The organism is Opitutus terrae PB90-1 (genome assembly GCF_000019965.1).
Classification (GTDB): domain Bacteria; phylum Verrucomicrobiota; class Verrucomicrobiia; order Opitutales; family Opitutaceae; genus Opitutus; species Opitutus terrae.
The window spans coordinates 1,695,369-1,714,099 of sequence record NC_010571.1 but is presented as its reverse complement, the minus strand read 5'-3'; the positions used below and the strand labels follow the sequence as shown (position 1 = coordinate 1,714,099).

The window sequence follows — 18,731 nt, the reverse complement described above, 5'->3', positions numbered from 1 at the left end:
ACCCGCTCCTACAATCCCGGATGCGCGAAACGGACGACCTACGGCATCGGCGTGGCGAGCTCGATCACGTGGCCGTCCTTCGACCGCACCCACGCCACCGTCTGGCCCCACGGCTTCGTCTCCGGCTTCGCGAGCGCGACCGCCCCAGCCTTCACCGCGCGCTCAAACAGCGCCGGCACATCGGCGGTGAGCAGCGCAATCTCGAATCCTTGCGGTGGCTGGTCGGCTCGCGCGATCACGGCGCCTTTCAGCGCGGGATCTGCTTCGACCAATGCCCGGCTGTAGAACGCCAACCGCGCAGCACCCGTCTCCATCTCGCCGTATTCCTTGCCGGCATCGTTGTTGTAGAAACGCCGGGTGAGCCCGAACGCCTCCTCGTAAAACGCCAGAGTGGCGGAGACGTCGTTCACATAAAGAATCACGTAGCCGAGTGCAGGAGCGGCGGAGTTCATGGTTTTGGAGGGTGCGGGTGTCGCGGGCGTTTCGGCGGCCGGACCGGCACTCGCCAGACAAAGCACGCCAAGGAGGAGCGAGGGACCGAGTTTCATCTTTGGGCTGAGGGGTAGGCTGATATGGGACGGCGGAAAAACGGTTAAGCTTGGTAGGGCGGGCGGGGCTCGAACCCACAACCCTTGGTTTCGAAGACCAATGCTCTATCCAGTTGAGCTACCGCCCCACAACGGCGCGTGAGCTTGCACGGACAGCGCGTCGACGCAACGCCCGTTCGTCCTGCCTCACCGCCCGCCCGGTGCATCGGTTCGTTGCTCAACCACGCTCTGCAGCGACCTCCGCACTTCCTTCCGCTGGTAGGGACGGCTCCGCGAGCCGTCCACGTTCCACGAAAGACGCTCGCGGACGGCGCGGAGCGGCGTCCCTACCGAGCAACCCGCGAACCGCAGATCGTCACTCCTCGCCCGCCCAGTAGTCGACCTCCTGCAGGTGGAAGAACTTTCGCGGCGAGCGCAGACCCCACTTTTTCGTATCCGGATAATACCAATACTCCACCGGCGCGTTGTCCGCGAGGACGTGGAACAGCAGGTCCTCCGTCGCGGACGCGTTCCTGATCTGATGTGCCTCGCCCGGCGGATGCAGGACCACGTCCCCCGCGCGCAGCGTCTGCGTCTCCTCGTTGGCCCGCACGGTCGCCTCGCCGCCGAGGATGACGTAGAGTTCCCATTCGGCCGCGTGACTATGGAACGGACATCCGCACTGCCCCGGCCGCAGCCGCTGTAACTCGAGCTCGAACGGATGCCCACCGAGCCCCGTCGGCGTGTTGCGCTTCGCGCCGAGCGCGACCGACAGCTCCTTCGAAGCCGCGACGAACTTTCCGCCTGGCGAGCCCCACTCGTCCCACCGCAAGTCGTCGGGGTGCACGCGCCGTTCCGCGAACGGCGCGATCGGTACGCTCACCGGCGACGGCGCAGCCCGGAACGGCGGCGCGCCCGGGGGCACTTCATCCTCGCCCTCGAAGTAGTGGATTTCCTGCGCCCGGAACACGAGCCCCGGCGGCCGGAGGCTGCGCTTGTTCGAGTCGGGATAAAAGCAGCTGTCGAGCGGCGGATTGTCGGTGATGATCATCACCTCGAGTGGGTCGTGACCGGTGTTGGTGAGCTGGTGCGGACAGCCCGGTGGATGGTAGAATACCTCGCTTGTCCGCACCGGAAACCGACCCTCCGGGGTGCGCACCGTCGCCTCGCCCTGGCGCACGACAAATAGCTCCCACTGGCCAAGATGTCCGTGATACGGACACACCGACGCGCCCGGCGGAATCCGCCGGAGCTGCACATCGAAAGGGTGCCCGCCGCCCCACGTGCCCGTGTTCGGCTTGCCGCCGAGCGCCAGTGAGACGTTGCAGAAGAACGAGTGAAACTTGCCCGTCGGCGACTTGACCTCCTGCCAGGGCAGGGCGGAAAGGTTCACGGTAGTCACATCGCGAAGTTGGCTGCCGGGCCCTCCCCGCGCGACGCCCAACCTCGTCATGGCCAGCACAGCCTTGCCACAATCCTGCCGCTGCACCCGCATCGGTCCGGCTCCCTGTCCGCGCCGCCCGGGCCATTTTCACGTATTACGTGAAAATGCCTGCACCGCGAAAGCCACGACTTCGATCACCTGAAAGGAGGCCGCCTCCACGGGAGCGGGAGCCCTACACGCGAAATCACAGGCGGTTCAGCCGGTGGCCCCAGTCATTTTCACGTAATACGTGAAAATGGCGACAAAGCGCAGAGGTGGGATGAAGCGCCTCGTCGGTGATCAGGCGCGCGCGGGCATCTCCAACGGTATGATCGCGTGCCGGCGCAGCTCGACTCCGCGCAGGAACGTGACGATCGCGCGTTCGCCCACGCGATCGCCCGTGAGCAGCTTGTGCAGCGCGTCGACCGTCGGCGTCGCCGAGCCGTCGAGCGCCAGCAGGATGTCGCCCTCGTGCAATCCGGCCCGATCCGCGGGGCTGGCCGGCTCGAGCCCGGCGATCAGCACGCCGGTCGATTGTTCCAGCCGATGATGCCGCATGAGCTTGCGGAGCAGCGGCACATTCTGCCCCGCGACCCCGATGTAGCTGCGGCGAATTCGTCCCTCCTTGATCAGCCAGCCTAGAACCCAACGCGCCGTGTTGCTGGCGATGGCGAAACAGATGCCCTGCGCCGGTCGGATGATGGCGGTGTTCACGCCGATCACCTCGCCCCGCGTGTTCACCAACGGTCCGCCGGAGTTGCCGGGATTCAGCGCCGCGTCGGTCTGAATGATATTATCGATCGATCGGCCCGAGGCGCCGCGCAGCGAACGTCCAAGACCGCTCACGATGCCCGCCGTGACGGTTTGCTGGAACCCCATCGGCGAGCCGATCGCGATGGCGATCTGGCCGGGCCGCACGGCGTCGCTGTCGGCGAATTTCAGGAACGTGAGTTCGTCGGCGCTTACACGCAGCGCCGCGAGATCGGTGTCCGGATCATCGCCGATCAGGTCGGCAGCGAGCTTGCGACCGTCCGCGAGGAACACGGTCAGCTCGCGCGCACCGTGCACCAAGTGGCTGTTCGTCAGCAGGTAACCATCCGGCGAAATGAAAAACCCCGAGCCTGAGCCAGCGGGTCCGTCGTGGCCGCGCACCTCGATGTGCACGACCGCCGGATGCGCTGCGGCCGCGGCCCCGGAGACAGCTTGCGAGTAGGCATCGAGCAGGAGCGCGTCGCCAGGCCCGTCCGAAACCTGCGTGAAGGCGAAATCCATGATCGAGGAAGGAGTGCCGGAATCGGCTTTCCGCAAACCCACGCCCCCGCCCTCCTGCGCAACCCGCGGTGAGTCACTGCCTCGGGGAAAAGTCACCGGCATTTCGCCGGAGCGTCCCGCCCACCGTCTTGCCGGCAGGATCTCGGCCAGGCGCCGTGCTCTGCTCCATCCGGCCGGACGGTAAGACCCGCGCCGTCTTGCTGATCGCCGCTCCGACCGGGATGAGTCACGCGATGATTCGCGCCTCTCTCCCGATTCGGTTGGCGCTCGTGCTGAGCGCGCTGGCATGCATCGAGCAGCTCAGCGCGCAGACCGCGCTGCTCACTCCGTCACCCCGCGCTGACGACTTCATCCTGGCGAACCAACAGGGCGCCGCGGTGTTCGTGCTGGAGCCCGGCACGGATCCAGCGGTTGCGCGCGCGGTCGACGATCTGCGCGCCGACATCGAGCGAGTCAGCAATGTCGTGCCGGCGCTGCGACATGAGCTTTCTCCAGCTGCCCGCCCGGCCCTGGTGCTCGTCGCAGTGGCCGGGAAAAGCTCGCTGCTCGACCGGCTCGCCGCCGAGAAGAAGCTCGATCTGCGCGCACTTGTCGGCGCGTGGGAAAGCTTCGTGATCGCCGTCGTGCACACGCCGTTCCCCGGAGTCGAGCGCGCGCTCGTCATCGCCGGCAGCGACCGGCGCGGCGCGATCTACGGCTGTTACGAGGTCTCGGCGGCGATTGGCGTCTCGCCCTGGCATTGGTGGGCGGACGTGCCCGTGCCCAAGCGGAGCACACTCGCGATCGCCACGGGCACGCACCGGTTCGGCCCACCGTCGGTGAAATACCGCGGCGTCTTCCTCAACGACGAAGACTGGGGGCTGCAGCCGTGGGCCGCGAAGACCTTCGAGCCCGAGACCGGCGACATCGGCCCCAAAACCTACGCGAAACTTTTCGAGCTCTTGCTCCGGCTGAAGGCCAACACCGTCTGGCCGGCGATGCATCCGACCACGCGCGCGTTCAACCACTACCCGCGCAACAAGGAGGTCGCCGACGCCTACGGGATCGTCATGGGCTCGTCGCACGCCGAGCCGATGCTGCGCAACAACGTCGACGAGTGGACCGCGCCCAAGGAGGACTACAACTACGTGACGAATCGCGAAGGCGTTCTCCGCTACTGGGAGGAGCGGGTCGCGGAAAACGGGCGCTACGAAGCCATCTACACGCTCGGGATGCGCGGCATCCACGACTCTAACATGGTCGGGCCCAAGACCGACGCCGAACGGATTCGCACGCTCGAGCGGGTCTTCGCCGACCAGCGCGCGCTGATTGCGCGACATGTACGGCCCGAGGTGGGGCGCGTTATCCCTAACGCGCCGAGCCCGGACGCCGCAACCGACGATGGACGGCGGATTAGGGATAATCCGCCCTACCTCACGCGCTCCGACGGCACCCCCCAGATGTTCTGCGCCTACAAGGAAGTGCTCGATCTCTATCGCCAAGGGCTGCGCGTGCCCGACGATGTCACGATCGTCTGGCCCGACGACAACTTCGGCTACATCCGCAACTTCGCCACGGCAGCCGAGCGCGGCCGGTCGGGTGGCTTCGGCATTTACTATCATCTCTCCTACCTCGGCCGGCCGCTCTCGTATCTGTGGCTCAGCACGACGCCGCCGGCGCTCGTCTGGGAGGAGATGCACAAGGCCTACCAACACGGCGCCGATCGGATCTGGATCGCCAACGTCGGCGATCTGAAGCCGGCGGAGATCGGCACCGAGTTTTTTCTCCAAATGGCCTGGGACATCGACCGCTGGAGTGCGGACAATCTGGCGACGTTTCTCCCGGAGTGGACGGCGCGTGAGTTCGGCCCGCAGCACGCGAGCGAGATCGCTTCGATCCTCGACGAGTACTACCGGCTGAACTTCCAGCGCAGACCGGAGCATCTCCAGTGGTGGCTGCCGAAGCAGCCGCGGCGAGCGAGTCCACTGACGGACGGCGAAGTGCAGGCACGGCTCGAGGCCTTTGCCCGGCTCCGCGCGCGTGTCGAAACACTGCGCACGCACATGCGACCGGACCAGCGCGACGCGTTCTTCCAGCTCGTGTACTATCCGGTCGCGGGTTCGGCCCTCGCGAACCAACGCTTTTTCGAGGGCGAGCGCGGCAACAAGGACGCGGCGCGTGCGGCGGACGCCGGTTTGGTGGAGCTCACGCGCGTTTACAACGAACAGATCGCCGGTGGAAAATGGCGCGGCATGATGACGCTCGAGCCCGCGGACAAGCAGTGGGCATCGATGCGGATCGAGGCGTGGACGCCGCCTGACTCCGCCCGCGCGCCGGTTCCGGATCCGCCGCCAGGCACGTTCATCGCGATCGAGGCAGGCTCGTTCGCCTCACATCCATCGCCGACTGGCGTGACCTGGATGCGCGTTCCTAGACTCGGCCGCACGCGTGAAGCGGTCACCGTGCTGCCGGCCACCGTTGCCGACATTGACCTCGCTGCAGCCGAAGCCTCAGCGCCCCGGCTCGAACACGCGGTCAACTTTCCCGCCGCGGGAGAGTTCACGCTGCAAGCGTATTTGCTACCGACGCATCCGATCAGCGGCACCGCGCTGCGCTTCGCCGTCGCGCTCGACGACGCGCCACCTCAACTGGTCACGCTCGAGATCGGCGATGGCGGACCTGAATGGGCGCAAGGCGTGCTCAACGCCACGCGAGTCGCCCGCCTGCGACTCGCGGTGCCGCAGGCGGGCGAGCACGCGTTGAAAATTTACGGCATCCAAACCGGCGTGGTGCTCGACAAGGTCGTGATCGACCTCGGCGGGCTGACGCCGAGCTATCTCGGGCCGTGACGGCCGGTGAAACCCAAACGGGACGGCGGGCTCCGCCTCGCGGCCCGACGCCACACCGGTCGCGTCGCGCACGGCAAAGTGTGTGATCGTCCATTGTTCGCGACTGCTCAGCGCCGGCTCGCTGATCTCGACCACCAGCAGGAACGAGTCGGGTTCGATGGTCTTCGGGTTCGCGTTCAACGGCGTGATCGCGAACACGCCCGCCGTGAGATCCGCCCGGCCATCGAGGAACGTGGTCGGGGTGAGCGGATTCCACTCCACGCCGTCGACGTAGTAGTGCGACGTCCCGGTCGACCGGCGCGACTCCCACCGGCGAACGGCGATCCTTTGCGCGTAACTTTCCAGCCGCTCGTGAGTTTTTCCCGCGATGCCCGTGACCTTTCGCATTGGCACACTCCGCGCTGCCCGGCTCACCCGCGGCGATGTCGGCTCGTGCCGGCATTTCGAGCGCGCCCCCATCGCAGCCTCGTGTCTGCCCGACCGACCGCATACCCTCCGATCTCCCCGCCTCAGCCATGATGTTCTCTGAACTCCTCCAGGATGTGCGGTTCGGCGCTCGCACGCTGCGTAAAAGCCCGGGATTCACCACCGTTGCCCTCGCGACCCTCGCGGTGGGGATCGGCGCGAACACCGCGATCTTCAGTTTCGTCCACGGCGTCATGCTGAAGCCGCTGCCGTATGCGGATCCGGAGCGGATTGTCCGCGTGCTCGAGAAACCGCCGGGCGGCGAACGGAACGGGATCTCCACACTCAACTACCTCGACTGGAAAAATCAGAACACGGTGTTCGAGTACATGGCCGCGCAGACCGGCGGGTCGGTCACGCTGACCGGCGTGGACGAGCCCATCCAGCTCCGCGGCCTGCGCGTGTCGGCTGACTACTTCAGCATTTTTGGCGTGAGTGCGGCACTGGGCCGGACCTTCGCCGCGGGCGAGGATCAGCCGGGGCAGGATCGGGTCGTCGTGCTCAGCCACGCGTTTTGGCAGGCCCAGTTTGGCGGCGATCAGACGCTCCTCGGCCGCACCATCACGCTCGACGGTCAATCCCACACGGTGATCGGCATCCTGCCGGAGTCCTCGGCCTTCGATCGTGGCTGGCCGCAAATCTGGCGGCCGCTGGCCTTCGCGCCGGAAAACCACACGCGAAACTTTCACTGGTTCGGCTCGATGGCGAAGCTGAAACCCGGCGTCACGCTGCAGCAGGCGCGTGCGAATCTGGACGCGATCGCCGCGCGCATCGCGCAGGATTTTCCCGATTCCAACAAAGGCTGGGGCGTCACGATCGATCCGATCGTCGAGACGTACGTGGGCAAGGATCTCAGGCACTCGATCTATCTGCTGTTTTCCGCGGTCGGCGCAGTGTTGCTCATCGGCTGTGCGAATCTCGCCAACCTCATGCTCGTGCGCGGGCTGGCCCGGGATCGCGAGGTCGCGCTGCGCGCCGCACTCGGCGCCGGTCGCTGGCGACTGGTCCGCCAATTCCTGACCGAGAGCATCCTGCTCGCCGGCGCCGGCGGCGCGCTCGGCCTGGGCGTAGGCTTCGCGACGATGGTCGCGCTCAAGCAGGTGCTGCCCAAATACACCCTTCCGCCGGAGGCCAACGTGACGTTTGATGGCGGCGTGCTGGCGTTCGCCGTCGGCCTCGCGCTGGCGACCGGGATCATCTGTGGCCTCATCCCGGCGCTGCAGGCGACGCGCACCGACCTCACCACCGGACTGAAACAGGCCGGCGGCGGCGCCAGCGCCAGTCGCGTTCGTCATCGCATGCGGACCGTGCTCGTAGTGAGCGAAGTCGCGCTCGCGTTCGTCCTGTTGACGAGTGCCGGGCTGTTTCTGCGCAGCTTCGCCAAGCTGCACGAGGTCGACTTGGGGTTTGACTCCAAAAACGTGCTGACCGCCCAGCTGCCGATCCCCGCGAACCGGTTCGAGACGGGTGACGCCCTGAACACGTACCTGCGGCAGATTCATGACGCGGTGGCGGCATTACCCGGCGTGGAGGAAGTGTCGTTCACCTCCGCGCTGCCGATGCGCGGCTGGGGCTACGGCATGCCGTTTCAGCGCGCTGACCGGCCGCTCGTCGATCGCGCCAACCGCAACGCCTGTTTCTTCAAGATGGTCAGCCCCTCGTATTTCGAGGCACTCGGGCTGAAGCTGCGCCAGGGTCGCACCCTGAACGAGCGCGACCGCAAAGGCACCCCGCCCGTGACGGTGATCACCGAGACGATGCGGCGGCGTTACTTCGGCAAGGAGGATCCCATCGGCAAACGGATCCTGATCCAGGAAATCGCGTTCGGGCGCACCAGCCTGGGATCCGAAATTCCGTGGGAGGTGGTCGGCGTGGTCGCGGACGAGAAGGTCGGTTCGCTCAGTGACAAGGAAGGCTCGCCCGGGGTCTACGTCACGCTCGAGCAGAGCGCCACGGCTTATCTTTCGCTCGTGATACGCTGCGCCGGCGATCCCGCGCTGCTGCACCGGCCGATCCGGCAGGCCGTAAACAAGATCAATCCGGACCAATCGCTCCCCGAGATGAAAACGCTCGAGCAGATCAAGACCGAGTCGCTCGGCGGCAGCCGGCTGAGCACGATCTTGATCGGAGTGTTCGCCGGTGTGGCCTTGTTGCTCGCCTCGATCGGAATCTACGGGGTGATCTCGTATTCCGTCGCGCAGCGGACGCGCGAGATCGGCATTCGCACGGCACTCGGCGCGGATTCAGGGTCCATCCTGTGGCTCGTGCTCCGGCACGCGATGGAGACGGTCCTGCTCGGGATGCTGATCGGCACGGCCGGAGTATTCGCAGTCGCCCAATTGATGACGACGCTGCTGTTCGGCGTCGGCGAACGTGATCCGCTCACGCTGCTGGGAGTCGGCGTGATTCTCGGCAGCGTGGCCCTGGTTGCCTGCTTCCTGCCGGCCCGCCGCGCCGCGCGGCTCGATCCGATCGTCGCGCTGCGGGAAGAGTGACCGGCGCGCCGCTTGCGTGGGGACGCGGACGCCCTCGTCCGGTGGGGGACACACCGGCGGACAGAAAGGAAGCACCCACGATCTCGGCATGGTTCGGATGCCGTGCTGGAGGGTCGACACAAGATCCTTTTCGGACAGCGTCGTTGGCCGATGAAGCCGCGCTTGGCCGGGAAGTCATCGTGCGAGACAACCTCCCCGCACAATCGGGTCCGCTATGCGCTCCGCGTCAAGGAGTGCGTTCCCCGCTAGCACGTTGGGCGGCCCAACCAAGAACGATGACCCCGACCGATTCACGGGTGACGATCCACATGGCAGCCAGTCTCGACGGCTTCATCGCCCGAAAAGACGGGCGCGTCGACTGGATGGAAGTCGCAGACGAATTCGCCAGCGGTGAGACGATGGATCCTCAATCCGTCCAGGATTTCCTCCGCACCATCGACTGCTATGTCATGGGGTCGCGGACCTATGAAATCGCGCTGGACTTTGAAGCCAAGGGCTTCGGTTGGGCCTACGGCGACAAACCCGTTTTCGTCCTCACCACCCGCAAGCTGCCACGCAACCGGGGGACCGTCGAGTTCCACTCGGGCGACCTCACGCAGTTCGTAAACGAGCGTCTGCGCCCGGCGTTTCGCAACATCTGGCTGGTCGGCGGCAGTTCCGTCTGCGGCGAATGCCTCCGGCGTGGGCTGGCCGACGAAGTTCGCTATTCCATCCTGCCGATCCTGCTCGGTGAAGGTCTCCCCTTCTTCGACCGGCTCGACGGAGATGTCGCTCTGCATCTCCAGGAGGTCAAAGCCTACAAAAACGGCACGCTGGCGCTGCGATACGTCGTGCGACATGAAGAGCAGCCCGACATCGGACGCGCCTCCTGTTGAGCGCCCGGTAACTACGACGCGTTTTTGAGCGGTAACTAAAGCAGCCGGCGCAGCAGCAGATGGCCGCGCTTTCTTTTGGCAGAGACCGTCGCCGCGCGAGCTTCAGAGATCGAGGGAGAAATCAGGCGGTCACAGCCCGCCGGGACGGCGGTACCCACCGAAATGCCTCGACGCATCTGGCGTAGTTTGACGGTTAGGCGAAGGAACGTTTGCTCGGCCCGACCGCCAACCCACAGTGCTGCTCGCCATGGTTCGCCCCACGTTTCCCCTCCTGGCCAAGCTGCTCGCGTCGACGCTTGCGCTCGGCTTCTGCGCCAGCGCGCTCGGTGCCCAGCCCTCCGCGGCCGCCGAGCTGCCAAACCCACTCATCCTCCAGCGGGCGGACCCGTACATTCACCGGCACACCGACGGATTCTATTACTTCATCGCGACCGTGCCCGACTACGACCGGCTCGAGCTGCGGCGCGCCTCAACCGTGGCCGGGCTCGCCACGACCGAACCGAAAACGATCTGGCGCAAACACGCCGCCGGTCCGCTGAGCGAAAACATCTGGGCGCCCGAGATCCACTTCATCGACGGTCGCTGGTTCATCTACGTCGCCGCCGGCGAGGTTGGCGTCCGCGGCAGCATCCGGATGTACGTGTTGGAAAACGCCTCCGCCAATCCGCTCGAGGGCGAGTGGATTGAGCACGGGCAGCTCAAGACCCGCTGGGACTCGTTCTCGCTCGATGCAACGACCTTCGAACATCGCGGCACGCGCTACCTTGTCTGGGCGCAACGCGACCCGGCGGTGCAGAACAACTCCGACCTCTACCTCGCGAAAATGGACTCGCCCACCTCGATCGTCCAACCGCAGGTGCTGCTCTCGCGGCCGGAGTTCGACTGGGAAAAAGTCCGCTACGCGGTCAACGAGGGCCCCGCCGTGCTGATCCGGAACGGCCGCGTGTTCCTCACCTACTCCGCCGCCGGCACTGGCGCCGAATACAGCCTGGGCCTGCTCACCGCGCGCGAGGACGCCGATCTGCTCGATCCGAAATCGTGGACCAAATCGCCGACGCCCGTGTTCACGACGAACGAAGCGAACGGGATTTTCGGGCCCGGCCACAACAGCTTCACCGTCGCCGAAGACGGCAAGACTGACTTGCTCGTCTACCACGCGCGCAACTACCGCGACATCCCGGGCAATCCGCTGCGCGACCCAAACCGCCATACCCGCGTGCAGCCGATTGCCTGGCGCGCGGACGGCACGCCGGACTTCGGCGTGCCCGCACGTGAAACCCTGCCGAAGTTCGGCACCGTCAAACGCGCCGATCTTCACGCCCGCGACGCATGCGTCTGGCCCGATCCGAAGACGCAGACGTACACGATGTACTTCTCGTCGCGCGGACCGAACCGCCGCGCGGCCGTCTCCGCCTACACCAGCAAGAACCTCGAAGACTGGACCGGCCCGCATTACGTGTTCGAACGGCCAGCCGATTGGTGGGCCGATCGCGGGATCTGGGCGCCGGAGATGCACGCCTATCGGGGCAAGTCCTATCTGTTTCTCACCTTCGATTCCTCCCACAAGTTCCCCGAGCAGTGGCGGGACTGGCTGCCGCGGGTAAAACGCGGCTCGCAGGTCCTCGTCGCCGATAACCCGATGGGGCCGTTCCAGCCGTTCGCCAACCGCTCCACGCTGCCCGAGGACATGATGACCCTCGACGGCACGTTGTTCGAGGAAGATGGCGTGCCCTACATGGTGTTCTGCCACGAGTGGGTGCAGATCAAGGACGGCACGGTGGAAATGATTCAGCTGAAGGACGACCTCTCCGGCACCGTCGGCGAACCCAAGCGGCTCTTCCACGGCAGCGACGCGCCTTGGGCGCAAAAATCCCCGCAGTATGGCTGCTACGTCACCGACGGTCCGTGGTTCCATCGCACCCAAGGCGGCAAGCTGCTGATGCTCTGGTCGAGCGGTTCGCCGACCGGTTACGCGGTCGGCATCGCGACGTCCGAATCCGGCAAGCTCGCCGGCCCGTGGAAACAATCGCCCGCCGCGCTGTTCGCTGCCGATGGCGGGCATCCGATGCTGTTTCGCCGATTCGACGGTCAACTGATGATGGCGCTCCATCAACCGAACAAACCCGGACGCGAACGGATCCAGTTCATCGAACTCGATGAACGCGGCGACACGCTCGCGCTGAAAGGCAAATGAAGACCGAGATGTTGGGTTTGCCGAAGGTAGGGCGGGCACTCCGCTGCCCGCCGCGATTGTCGCTGCAGTTTCTCGGCGCTCGCGGAGTGGGCGCCCTGCCCCCCCGGGACCCCAAGACGACAGCCGCGCCGGGGACGGCGCGCTCCACCCATCAATGAAACTCGCGGTTTTGATTCTCCTCGTGTCGTCCTCGCTCATGGCGGCGCCGCTCACGATCTCCCTTGCGCCGCGCGCCGACGCTCCGGCCGAATCCGCCGCGTTCGCGATGGGCACCGCGAAAAATCCGAGCGGTTCCACGCTCGCGCTTGACAGCCGCAGCCTGTGGCTCGACGGCCGGCGTTGGACGCCGGCGATGGGCGAGTTTCACTACTCGCGCTATCCCGCCGCGGAATGGCGCAACGAACTGCTCAAGATGAAGGCCGGCGGCATCGACCTCGTCGCGACCTACGTCTTCTGGATCCACCACGAAGAGATCGAGGGCCAATGGGATTGGTCTGGTCAACGCGACCTGCGGCGTTTCGTCAAAACCGCGGGCGAGGTCGGCTTGAAGGTGATCGTCCGCTGCGGCCCGTGGTGTCACGGCGAGGTGCGCAATGGCGGGCTGCCCGACTGGATCGTCGCCCGGGGCAACATGCGTTCTGATGATCCGGGTTATCTCGCGAGCGCCACGCGGCTCTACCAGCAGATCGCCGCGCAGCTGGGCGGATTGCTGTGGAAAGAGGGCGGTCCGGTCATCGGCATCCAGTTGGAAAACGAATACGGCGGCCCCGCCGCCCACCTGCTCACGCTCAAGCGGATCGCGCGCGAAGCCGGACTCGACGTGCCGATTTACACGCGCACCGGCTGGCCTGCGCTGCGCACTCCCATGCCCTTCGGCGAAATCATTCCGCTCTACGGCGTGTACGCCGAGGGATTCTGGGACCGCGAACTCACCTCGATGCCCGGCAATTACTGGGCCGGGTTCCATTTCTCCACGTTGCGCACCGACGCGAACATCGCGAACGAAGCGCTCGGCCGCCGGGACGTGCAAGACGCGCCGGATGTGGCCCGCTATCCTTATCTCACCTGCGAAATCGGCGGCGGGATGATGAGCAGCTATCACCGCCGCATTCTCGTCGATTCACGGGATATCGAGTCGACCACGCTCGTTAAGCTCGGCTCCGGCAGCGTCTCGCCGGGTTATTACATGTATCATGGCGGAACGAATCCGGAGGCGAAGCTCACCACCTTGATGGAGTCGCAAGCCACGTCGTTGACGAATTGGAACGATCTGCCGGAAAAAAACTACGACTTTCAGGCGCCGCTCGGGCAATACGGGCAGGTCCGGCCGCAGTATCATTCGCTCCGCCGGCTGCACCTGTTTCTGCACGAATGGGGTGACGAACTTGCGGCGACGTCCGTGTCGCTCCCGGACGTGCGCCCCACCGGCCGTGACGACGTGACCACGCTCCGCTGGGCCGCGAGAGCGGACGGCGCGTCCGGCTTTCTCTTCGTCAACAATTATGAACGCAGCCGCGAACTGCCGCCGAAGCCCGACGTACAATTCACGCTGGTTTTGGCTTCTGGCACGCGCGTCCCACCCGCGGATTCAGGCCGATCCGCCCGGCTCACCTTCCCCTCGCGCCCGATCACGGTTGCTCCCAGCGCCGCGTTTTTCTGGCCCTTTGGGCTCGATCTCGGCGGCGTCACGCTGACCTACGCCACCGCGCAGCCGATCACGCAAATCATCGCCGACGGGGCGCGCACGGTGTTTTTCGCCGAAACGCCCGGCGTCCCGGCCGAGTTCGCATTCGACGCCCGCGAGACCAAGGTGGAAGCGGTTCGTGGCGAGATGACGCGCGACGCCGACCGCATCCTGGTCGCAGCTCTGCCCGCCGGTCGTGAGGTGGCGCTCGTCCTCCAGCCACGGAAAACACCAGACCATACCGTCCGCATCGTACTGCTTAGTGACGCGGACTCTCGTGCGCTTTGGAAAGGCACGTGGCACGGCGGCGAACGCGTGTTCCTCGCGCATGACAACCTCTCGTTCGCAACCGACAGGGTCCGCATCGAGTCGACACCGGGAACCTCGACCGCCGCGACGGCCAGCGTCTACCCCGCGCCCGCCGCCAAGCTGCGGGTGAACGGCGCGAACGTCGCGTCCGAGCCCGATGGACTTTTCACTCGATTCACGTCGCGCGGCGTTCAGTCGCAGATCACGCCGGTCGCATTCGAATTGGTGCGCGCCCCCGGCCCGCTGCGCCACATTCAATCCGCACGCACGCAGCAACCCGTCGCTGCGGCGCCAATCGACGCCGATTTTGCGGACGCCGCCGTGTGGCGGATTCAACTCCCGCGGGATCTCGACCTCGGCACGAATCCGCTCCTCCGGCTGCATTACGTCGGCGACGTGGCGCGCGTGTCGATCGGAGGCACGTTCGTCACGGATGATTTCTACAACGGCAACGCGCTCGAGATCGGGCTCCGTCGTCACGCCGACCTGCTCCGCGCCGGCGAACTCACGATCGCCATCCTGCCGTTGCAAAAAGGCGCGCCCATCTTTTTCCCGGAGTCGGCCAAACCGGAATTCGAGGACCGTCCGGCGGTGGCTGAACTGCAGCACGTCGAGGTCGTCACGCGCCCGGAGGTCGAACTCTAGAGCATTTTAATCAATGTCGTAGCCGTTGTGGGCCAGGTAGGCGACCTGGCTTGCCACCTCACCGGGGTGGCCTGCAACGCGACCAATGCGGCCACAGTTTTATCGAAGATGTTTTAGCTTAACCACAGATGAACACAGATAAACACAGAGGTGGGAGGAGGAATGCAGGCTCCGCCCATCTGTGTTTATCTGTGTCCATCTGTGGTTCATCCCGATCAGAACCTCGCTCTGCTCAAAAACCTTTTCCGCGTTTTCGGGCTGTAGCGACGGCCGGTCACACCACCTCCTCACTTCCATGAAATTGATCACGCTTCTTCTCCCGCTGACTTTGGCTTCCGCGGTTCACGCCGGTGCGCCCGCCTTCCGTTCCTGGGCGCCGACGCCGCCGATGGGCTGGAACAGCTGGGACAACTTTGCCACCACCATTACCGAAGAGCAGACCAAGCAGCAGGCCGACTTCATGGCGGCCCAACTGAAATCGCACGGCTGGCAGTATGTCGTCGTCGACATCCAGTGGTACGAGCCGGGCGCCAAGAGCCACGCCTACCGCAGCGACGCCACGCTCACGATGGACGAGTTCGGCCGGCTGACGCCGGCGCTCAACCGTTTCCCGTCCGCCGCGGAGGGCGCGGGATTCAAGCCGCTCGCCGACTACATTCATTCGCTCGGACTGAAGATGGGGATCCATCTCATGCGCGGGATCCCGCGTCAGGCCGTCGAGAGGAACCTGCCGGTGAAGGGCACGAGCGTACGTGCACAGGACATCGCGAATCGCGCCAGCATTTGCCCGTGGAATCCCGACATGTTCGGCGTCGATCTGACGAAGCCCGGCGCGCAGGAGTATTACGACTCCGTGTTCGCGCTGATCGCCGCGTGGGGCGTTGACTACGTGAAGGTCGACGACATCTCGCGGCCGTATCATGAGCACGAGTCGGAGATCGAGGCGATCCGGCGCGCGATCGATCGCACCGGCCGGCCGATCGTGCTCAGCCTGTCGCCCGGCGAAACCGCGCTCACCGCCGCCGCTCACGTGCGCGACCACGCGAACCTCTGGCGGATCAGCGACGACTTCTGGGACCGCTGGCTCGCGCTGCGCGACCAATTCGGCCGGCTCGCCGCGTGGAATCCGCATCGCGTCACGGGCGCCTGGCCCGACGCCGACATGCTGCCGCTCGGCGTGCTCAATCTCGGTACGCGCATCACCCGGTTCACGCCGGACGAGCAGCGCACCTTGATGACGCTGTGGTCCATCGCCCGGTCGCCGCTCATGCACGGCGGCGACCTGACGAAGACCGACGACTTCACGCTTTCGCTGCTCACCAACGATGAGGTGCTCGCCGTCAACCAGCAGAGCGAAAACAACCGGCCCCTGTTCGATCGCGATCAACTGATCGCCTGGGTCGCCGACGTGCCGGGCTCCGCCGACAAATATCTCGCCGTGTTCAACACCCGCGATCGCGTCCGCCGCACTCCCGCCAACGCCCGCTATGTCAGCCCGTCCGTGCGCTCCGGTGCCGGCGCAGCCGTCGATGCCGACGTCACCGGCGGCACCAAGCTCTTCCTCTCCGCCGAGCCGGCCGAAACGAGCGGCGAGTGGAACCGCATCCTCTGGCGCGCCCCGCGCCTGGTATTCGCCGACGGCAAGGAGCAGCCGTTGACCGAACTCACGTGGGCGCACGCCGACGCCGCCTGGGACAGCACGGCGGTCAAAAAGGACGCCGCCGGCCAGCCGATCGGCATCGGCGCGGAGATCCCCGCCTTCGTGGAATTCGCTCTACCGCGGGATGCCGTCCGGTTCCGCGCGCAAGCGTCCGTCGAGAGCAACGGTCGCGGCCACGAGCCCGGACCGGTTCGCTTTCTCGTTGTGGTCGCCACCCCGGAAAACGAAAGCAAAGCCGCCGGTCTGCCGGTGGCCGTGAGTCTGTCCGAGCTCGGATTGCCGCAAGGCACACACGTCCGCGATCTCTGGGCTCATCGCGATCTCGGCACCGTCGAACGCGAGTTCGCGCCGGAAATTCCCTTCCACGGCGCCGGGTTGTACCGGCTGTCGCCAAGATAGGGCGCGTTATCCCTAACCCGGAAATTTCATGAACAGGAGTGAAGCTCAGTCCGAAATTCCCGCCAGCCCGCGGCGGGTTGAGAACAACCCGCCCTCCCCGCACACGCATCCCCTTATCTTTTCATGAAACGACTCCTCTCCCTTTTCTCGGCGGTCTGTTTCGCGTCGCCTCTCTTCGCCGCGGACGCTCCTTTCCCCGTTTCCGTCACCGTCGACGCCGCGCACTCGCTCGGGCCACTCAAGCCCGTCTGGCGATTCTTCGGCGCGGACGAGCCGAACTACACGACGATGAAGGACGGCCGCCGGCTGCTCGGCGAACTCGGCACCCTCCGGCCCGGTGAGGTCTATTTCCGCACCCACAACCTGCTCACCAGCGGCGATGGCACGCCGGCGCACAAATGGGGCAGCACGAACGCCTACACCGAAGACGCCGCCGGCCGACCTGTGTACGACTGGACGATCGTCGACCGGATTTTTTCCACCGGGCTGGCGCGAGGCGTGCGGCCGTACGTCGAGATCGGTTTCATGCCGCAGGCGCTGTCGACGCACCCGGAACCTTATCAGCACGAGTGGCGTGCCGGCTTGCCTTACGAGCGGATCTACACCGGCTGGGCTTATCCGCCCAAGGATTTCGAAAAATGGGGCGAACTCGTTTACCAGTGGGCGAAGCACTGCGTGGAAGAATTCGGCGCGGCCGAGGTCGAGCGCTGGTATTGGGAAACCTGGAACGAAGCCAACATCCCTTACTGGCAGGGCACCCCCGAAGAGTTCATCAAACTGCATGACTACGCGATCGCCGCGGTCCGCCGCGCACTGCCCACGGCGCGGGTCGGCGGACCCGATTTCGCCGGACACGGCGGCCCGCGGATGCACGAGTTCCTCGAGCACTGCCTGCGCGGGAAAAATCATGCGACCGGCGAGACCGGCACGCCGCTCGATTTCATTTCGTTTCACGCCAAAGGCTCGCCGGCGTTCGTCGACGGGCACATTCGGATGGGCATCGCGCCGCACCTGCGCACGCTCGACGAGGGCTTCGCGATCGTTGCGTCCTATCCGGAGCTGAAGGCGAAGCCGATCGTGATCGGCGAGTCCGATCCCGAGGGCTGCGCCGCGTGCATGGGCGGGCAGTTCACGTATCGCAGCGGCACCGTGTACTCGAGCTACACGGCGGCGAGTTTCGCGCGCAAATACGATTTGGCGGCGAAGCACGGCGTGAATCTCGAGGGCGTGCTCACCTGGGCGTTCGAGTTCGAGGATCAGCCGTATTTCGCCGGCCAGCGCGTGCTCTCCAGCAACGGCATCGCCCTGCCCGTGCTGAACGTCTTTCGGATGTTCAGCCGGCTCGGCACCGAGCGCGTCGCGGCGGAAAGCTCGGGCGCGATCCCCCTCGACGACATTCTCCGGCAGGGCGTCCGCCGCGCGCCGGATGTGGGCGCGTTCGCCAGTCGCGACGCGCATCAGGTCGCGGTCGTGCTATGGCATTACCACGATGACGACGTCGCCGGCCCCGATGCCGCGGTGGAGTTCGCCGTGCGCGGTCTGCCCGACACGCTCCGCACCGCCCGCGTGAGTCACGCTCGAATCGATGCGACGCACAGCAACGCCTTCGCCGAGTGGAAGCGGATGGGCACCCCGCTGGCGCCGAACCAACAGCAGTACGATGCACTGCAACGGGCCAGCCAGCTCGCGCAGCTGGCTGAGTCGCCTGCTTCCGTCGCCGTCGAGAGTGGTGTGGCGACGCTGCATTTCGCGCTGCCGCGGCAGGCCGTGTCGCTGGTCGTGCTCGAATGGGAGTGAGATCAGCCTGTGCCCGGGGCGCCGCTGTAGCCTAGATCGCTGACCCGAGCCCGGGCTCAACGAGTCCGGCGACCTTGCCGTCACTGCGGCCAGCCCCGGCGCCTGGTTTGTCCAGACTGTCCGGACGAGTCGCTTTCGCCACGATGCACCGCACGGGC

The 18,731-nt window shown here is 65.9% G+C and carries 10 protein-coding genes, 1 tRNA gene and 1 pseudogene; 8 read left to right on the top strand and 4 right to left on the bottom strand.

Annotated elements, in window-relative coordinates; all coding sequences use genetic code 11:
* Window positions 1–38 precede the first annotated feature (38 nt).
* From OTER_RS06950 to OTER_RS06930, 4 genes are all read right to left on the bottom strand, one after another.
* Window positions 39–452 (bottom strand): VOC family protein, encoded by a 414-nt coding sequence (locus OTER_RS06950; RefSeq protein ID WP_044891628.1) that lies wholly within the window; start codon window positions 450–452, stop codon window positions 39–41.
* 147 nt (window positions 453–599) lie between these two features.
* A tRNA-Arg gene (locus tag OTER_RS06945) sits at window positions 600–676 on the bottom strand.
* 227 nt (window positions 677–903) lie between these two features.
* Window positions 904–1,920: a cupin domain-containing protein gene (locus OTER_RS23835; protein WP_158305379.1), complete on the bottom strand. Its 1,017-nt coding sequence runs from the start codon at window positions 1,918–1,920 to the stop codon at window positions 904–906.
* Window positions 1,921–2,250: 330 nt separating this feature from the next.
* Entirely contained in the window at window positions 2,251–3,222 is a 972-nt protein-coding gene (locus tag OTER_RS06930; RefSeq protein WP_012374193.1) for a S1C family serine protease, read from the bottom strand.
* Window positions 3,223–3,455: 233 nt separating this feature from the next.
* On the opposite strand from OTER_RS06930, the gene OTER_RS06925 reads away from it, so the two are divergent.
* The 8 genes and pseudogenes from OTER_RS06925 (at window position 3,456) to OTER_RS06890 (ending at window position 18,573) form a co-directional block, all read left to right on the top strand.
* Window positions 3,456–6,050, top strand: coding sequence for a glycosyl hydrolase 115 family protein (locus OTER_RS06925; RefSeq protein WP_148218039.1), 2,595 nt, complete (start codon window positions 3,456–3,458; stop codon window positions 6,048–6,050).
* A 515-nt stretch (window positions 6,051–6,565) separates the two neighbouring features.
* Window positions 6,566–9,010 carry an ABC transporter permease gene (locus OTER_RS06915; protein WP_012374191.1) on the top strand — a complete coding sequence of 815 codons (2,445 nt, stop codon included), beginning with the start codon at window positions 6,566–6,568 and terminating at the stop codon, window positions 9,008–9,010.
* A gap of 275 nt (window positions 9,011–9,285) precedes the next feature.
* Window positions 9,286–9,885, top strand: a complete 600-nt coding sequence (locus OTER_RS06910) for a dihydrofolate reductase family protein (protein WP_012374190.1) — start codon at window positions 9,286–9,288, stop codon at window positions 9,883–9,885.
* Between the two features lie 247 nt (window positions 9,886–10,132).
* Window positions 10,133–11,164, top strand: a pseudogene (locus OTER_RS27030) (glycoside hydrolase family 43 protein); the annotation flags it as partial.
* An 87-nt stretch (window positions 11,165–11,251) separates the two neighbouring features.
* Entirely contained in the window at window positions 11,252–12,079 is an 828-nt protein-coding gene (locus tag OTER_RS27025; protein ID WP_425496017.1) for a glycoside hydrolase family 43 protein, read from the top strand.
* Window positions 12,080–12,233: 154 nt separating this feature from the next.
* Window positions 12,234–14,717: a beta-galactosidase gene (locus tag OTER_RS06900; protein ID WP_012374187.1), complete on the top strand. Its 2,484-nt coding sequence runs from the start codon at window positions 12,234–12,236 to the stop codon at window positions 14,715–14,717.
* 295 nt (window positions 14,718–15,012) lie between these two features.
* On the top strand, window positions 15,013–16,776 hold the full coding sequence (locus OTER_RS06895; RefSeq protein WP_012374186.1) for a Melibiase subfamily: 1,764 nt from the start codon (window positions 15,013–15,015) through the stop codon (window positions 16,774–16,776).
* 123 nt (window positions 16,777–16,899) lie between these two features.
* Complete coding sequence (locus OTER_RS06890; RefSeq protein WP_012374185.1) at window positions 16,900–18,573, top strand: GH39 family glycosyl hydrolase; 1,674 nt, start codon at window positions 16,900–16,902, stop codon at window positions 18,571–18,573.
* The last annotated feature ends 158 nt before the right edge of the window (window positions 18,574–18,731 follow it).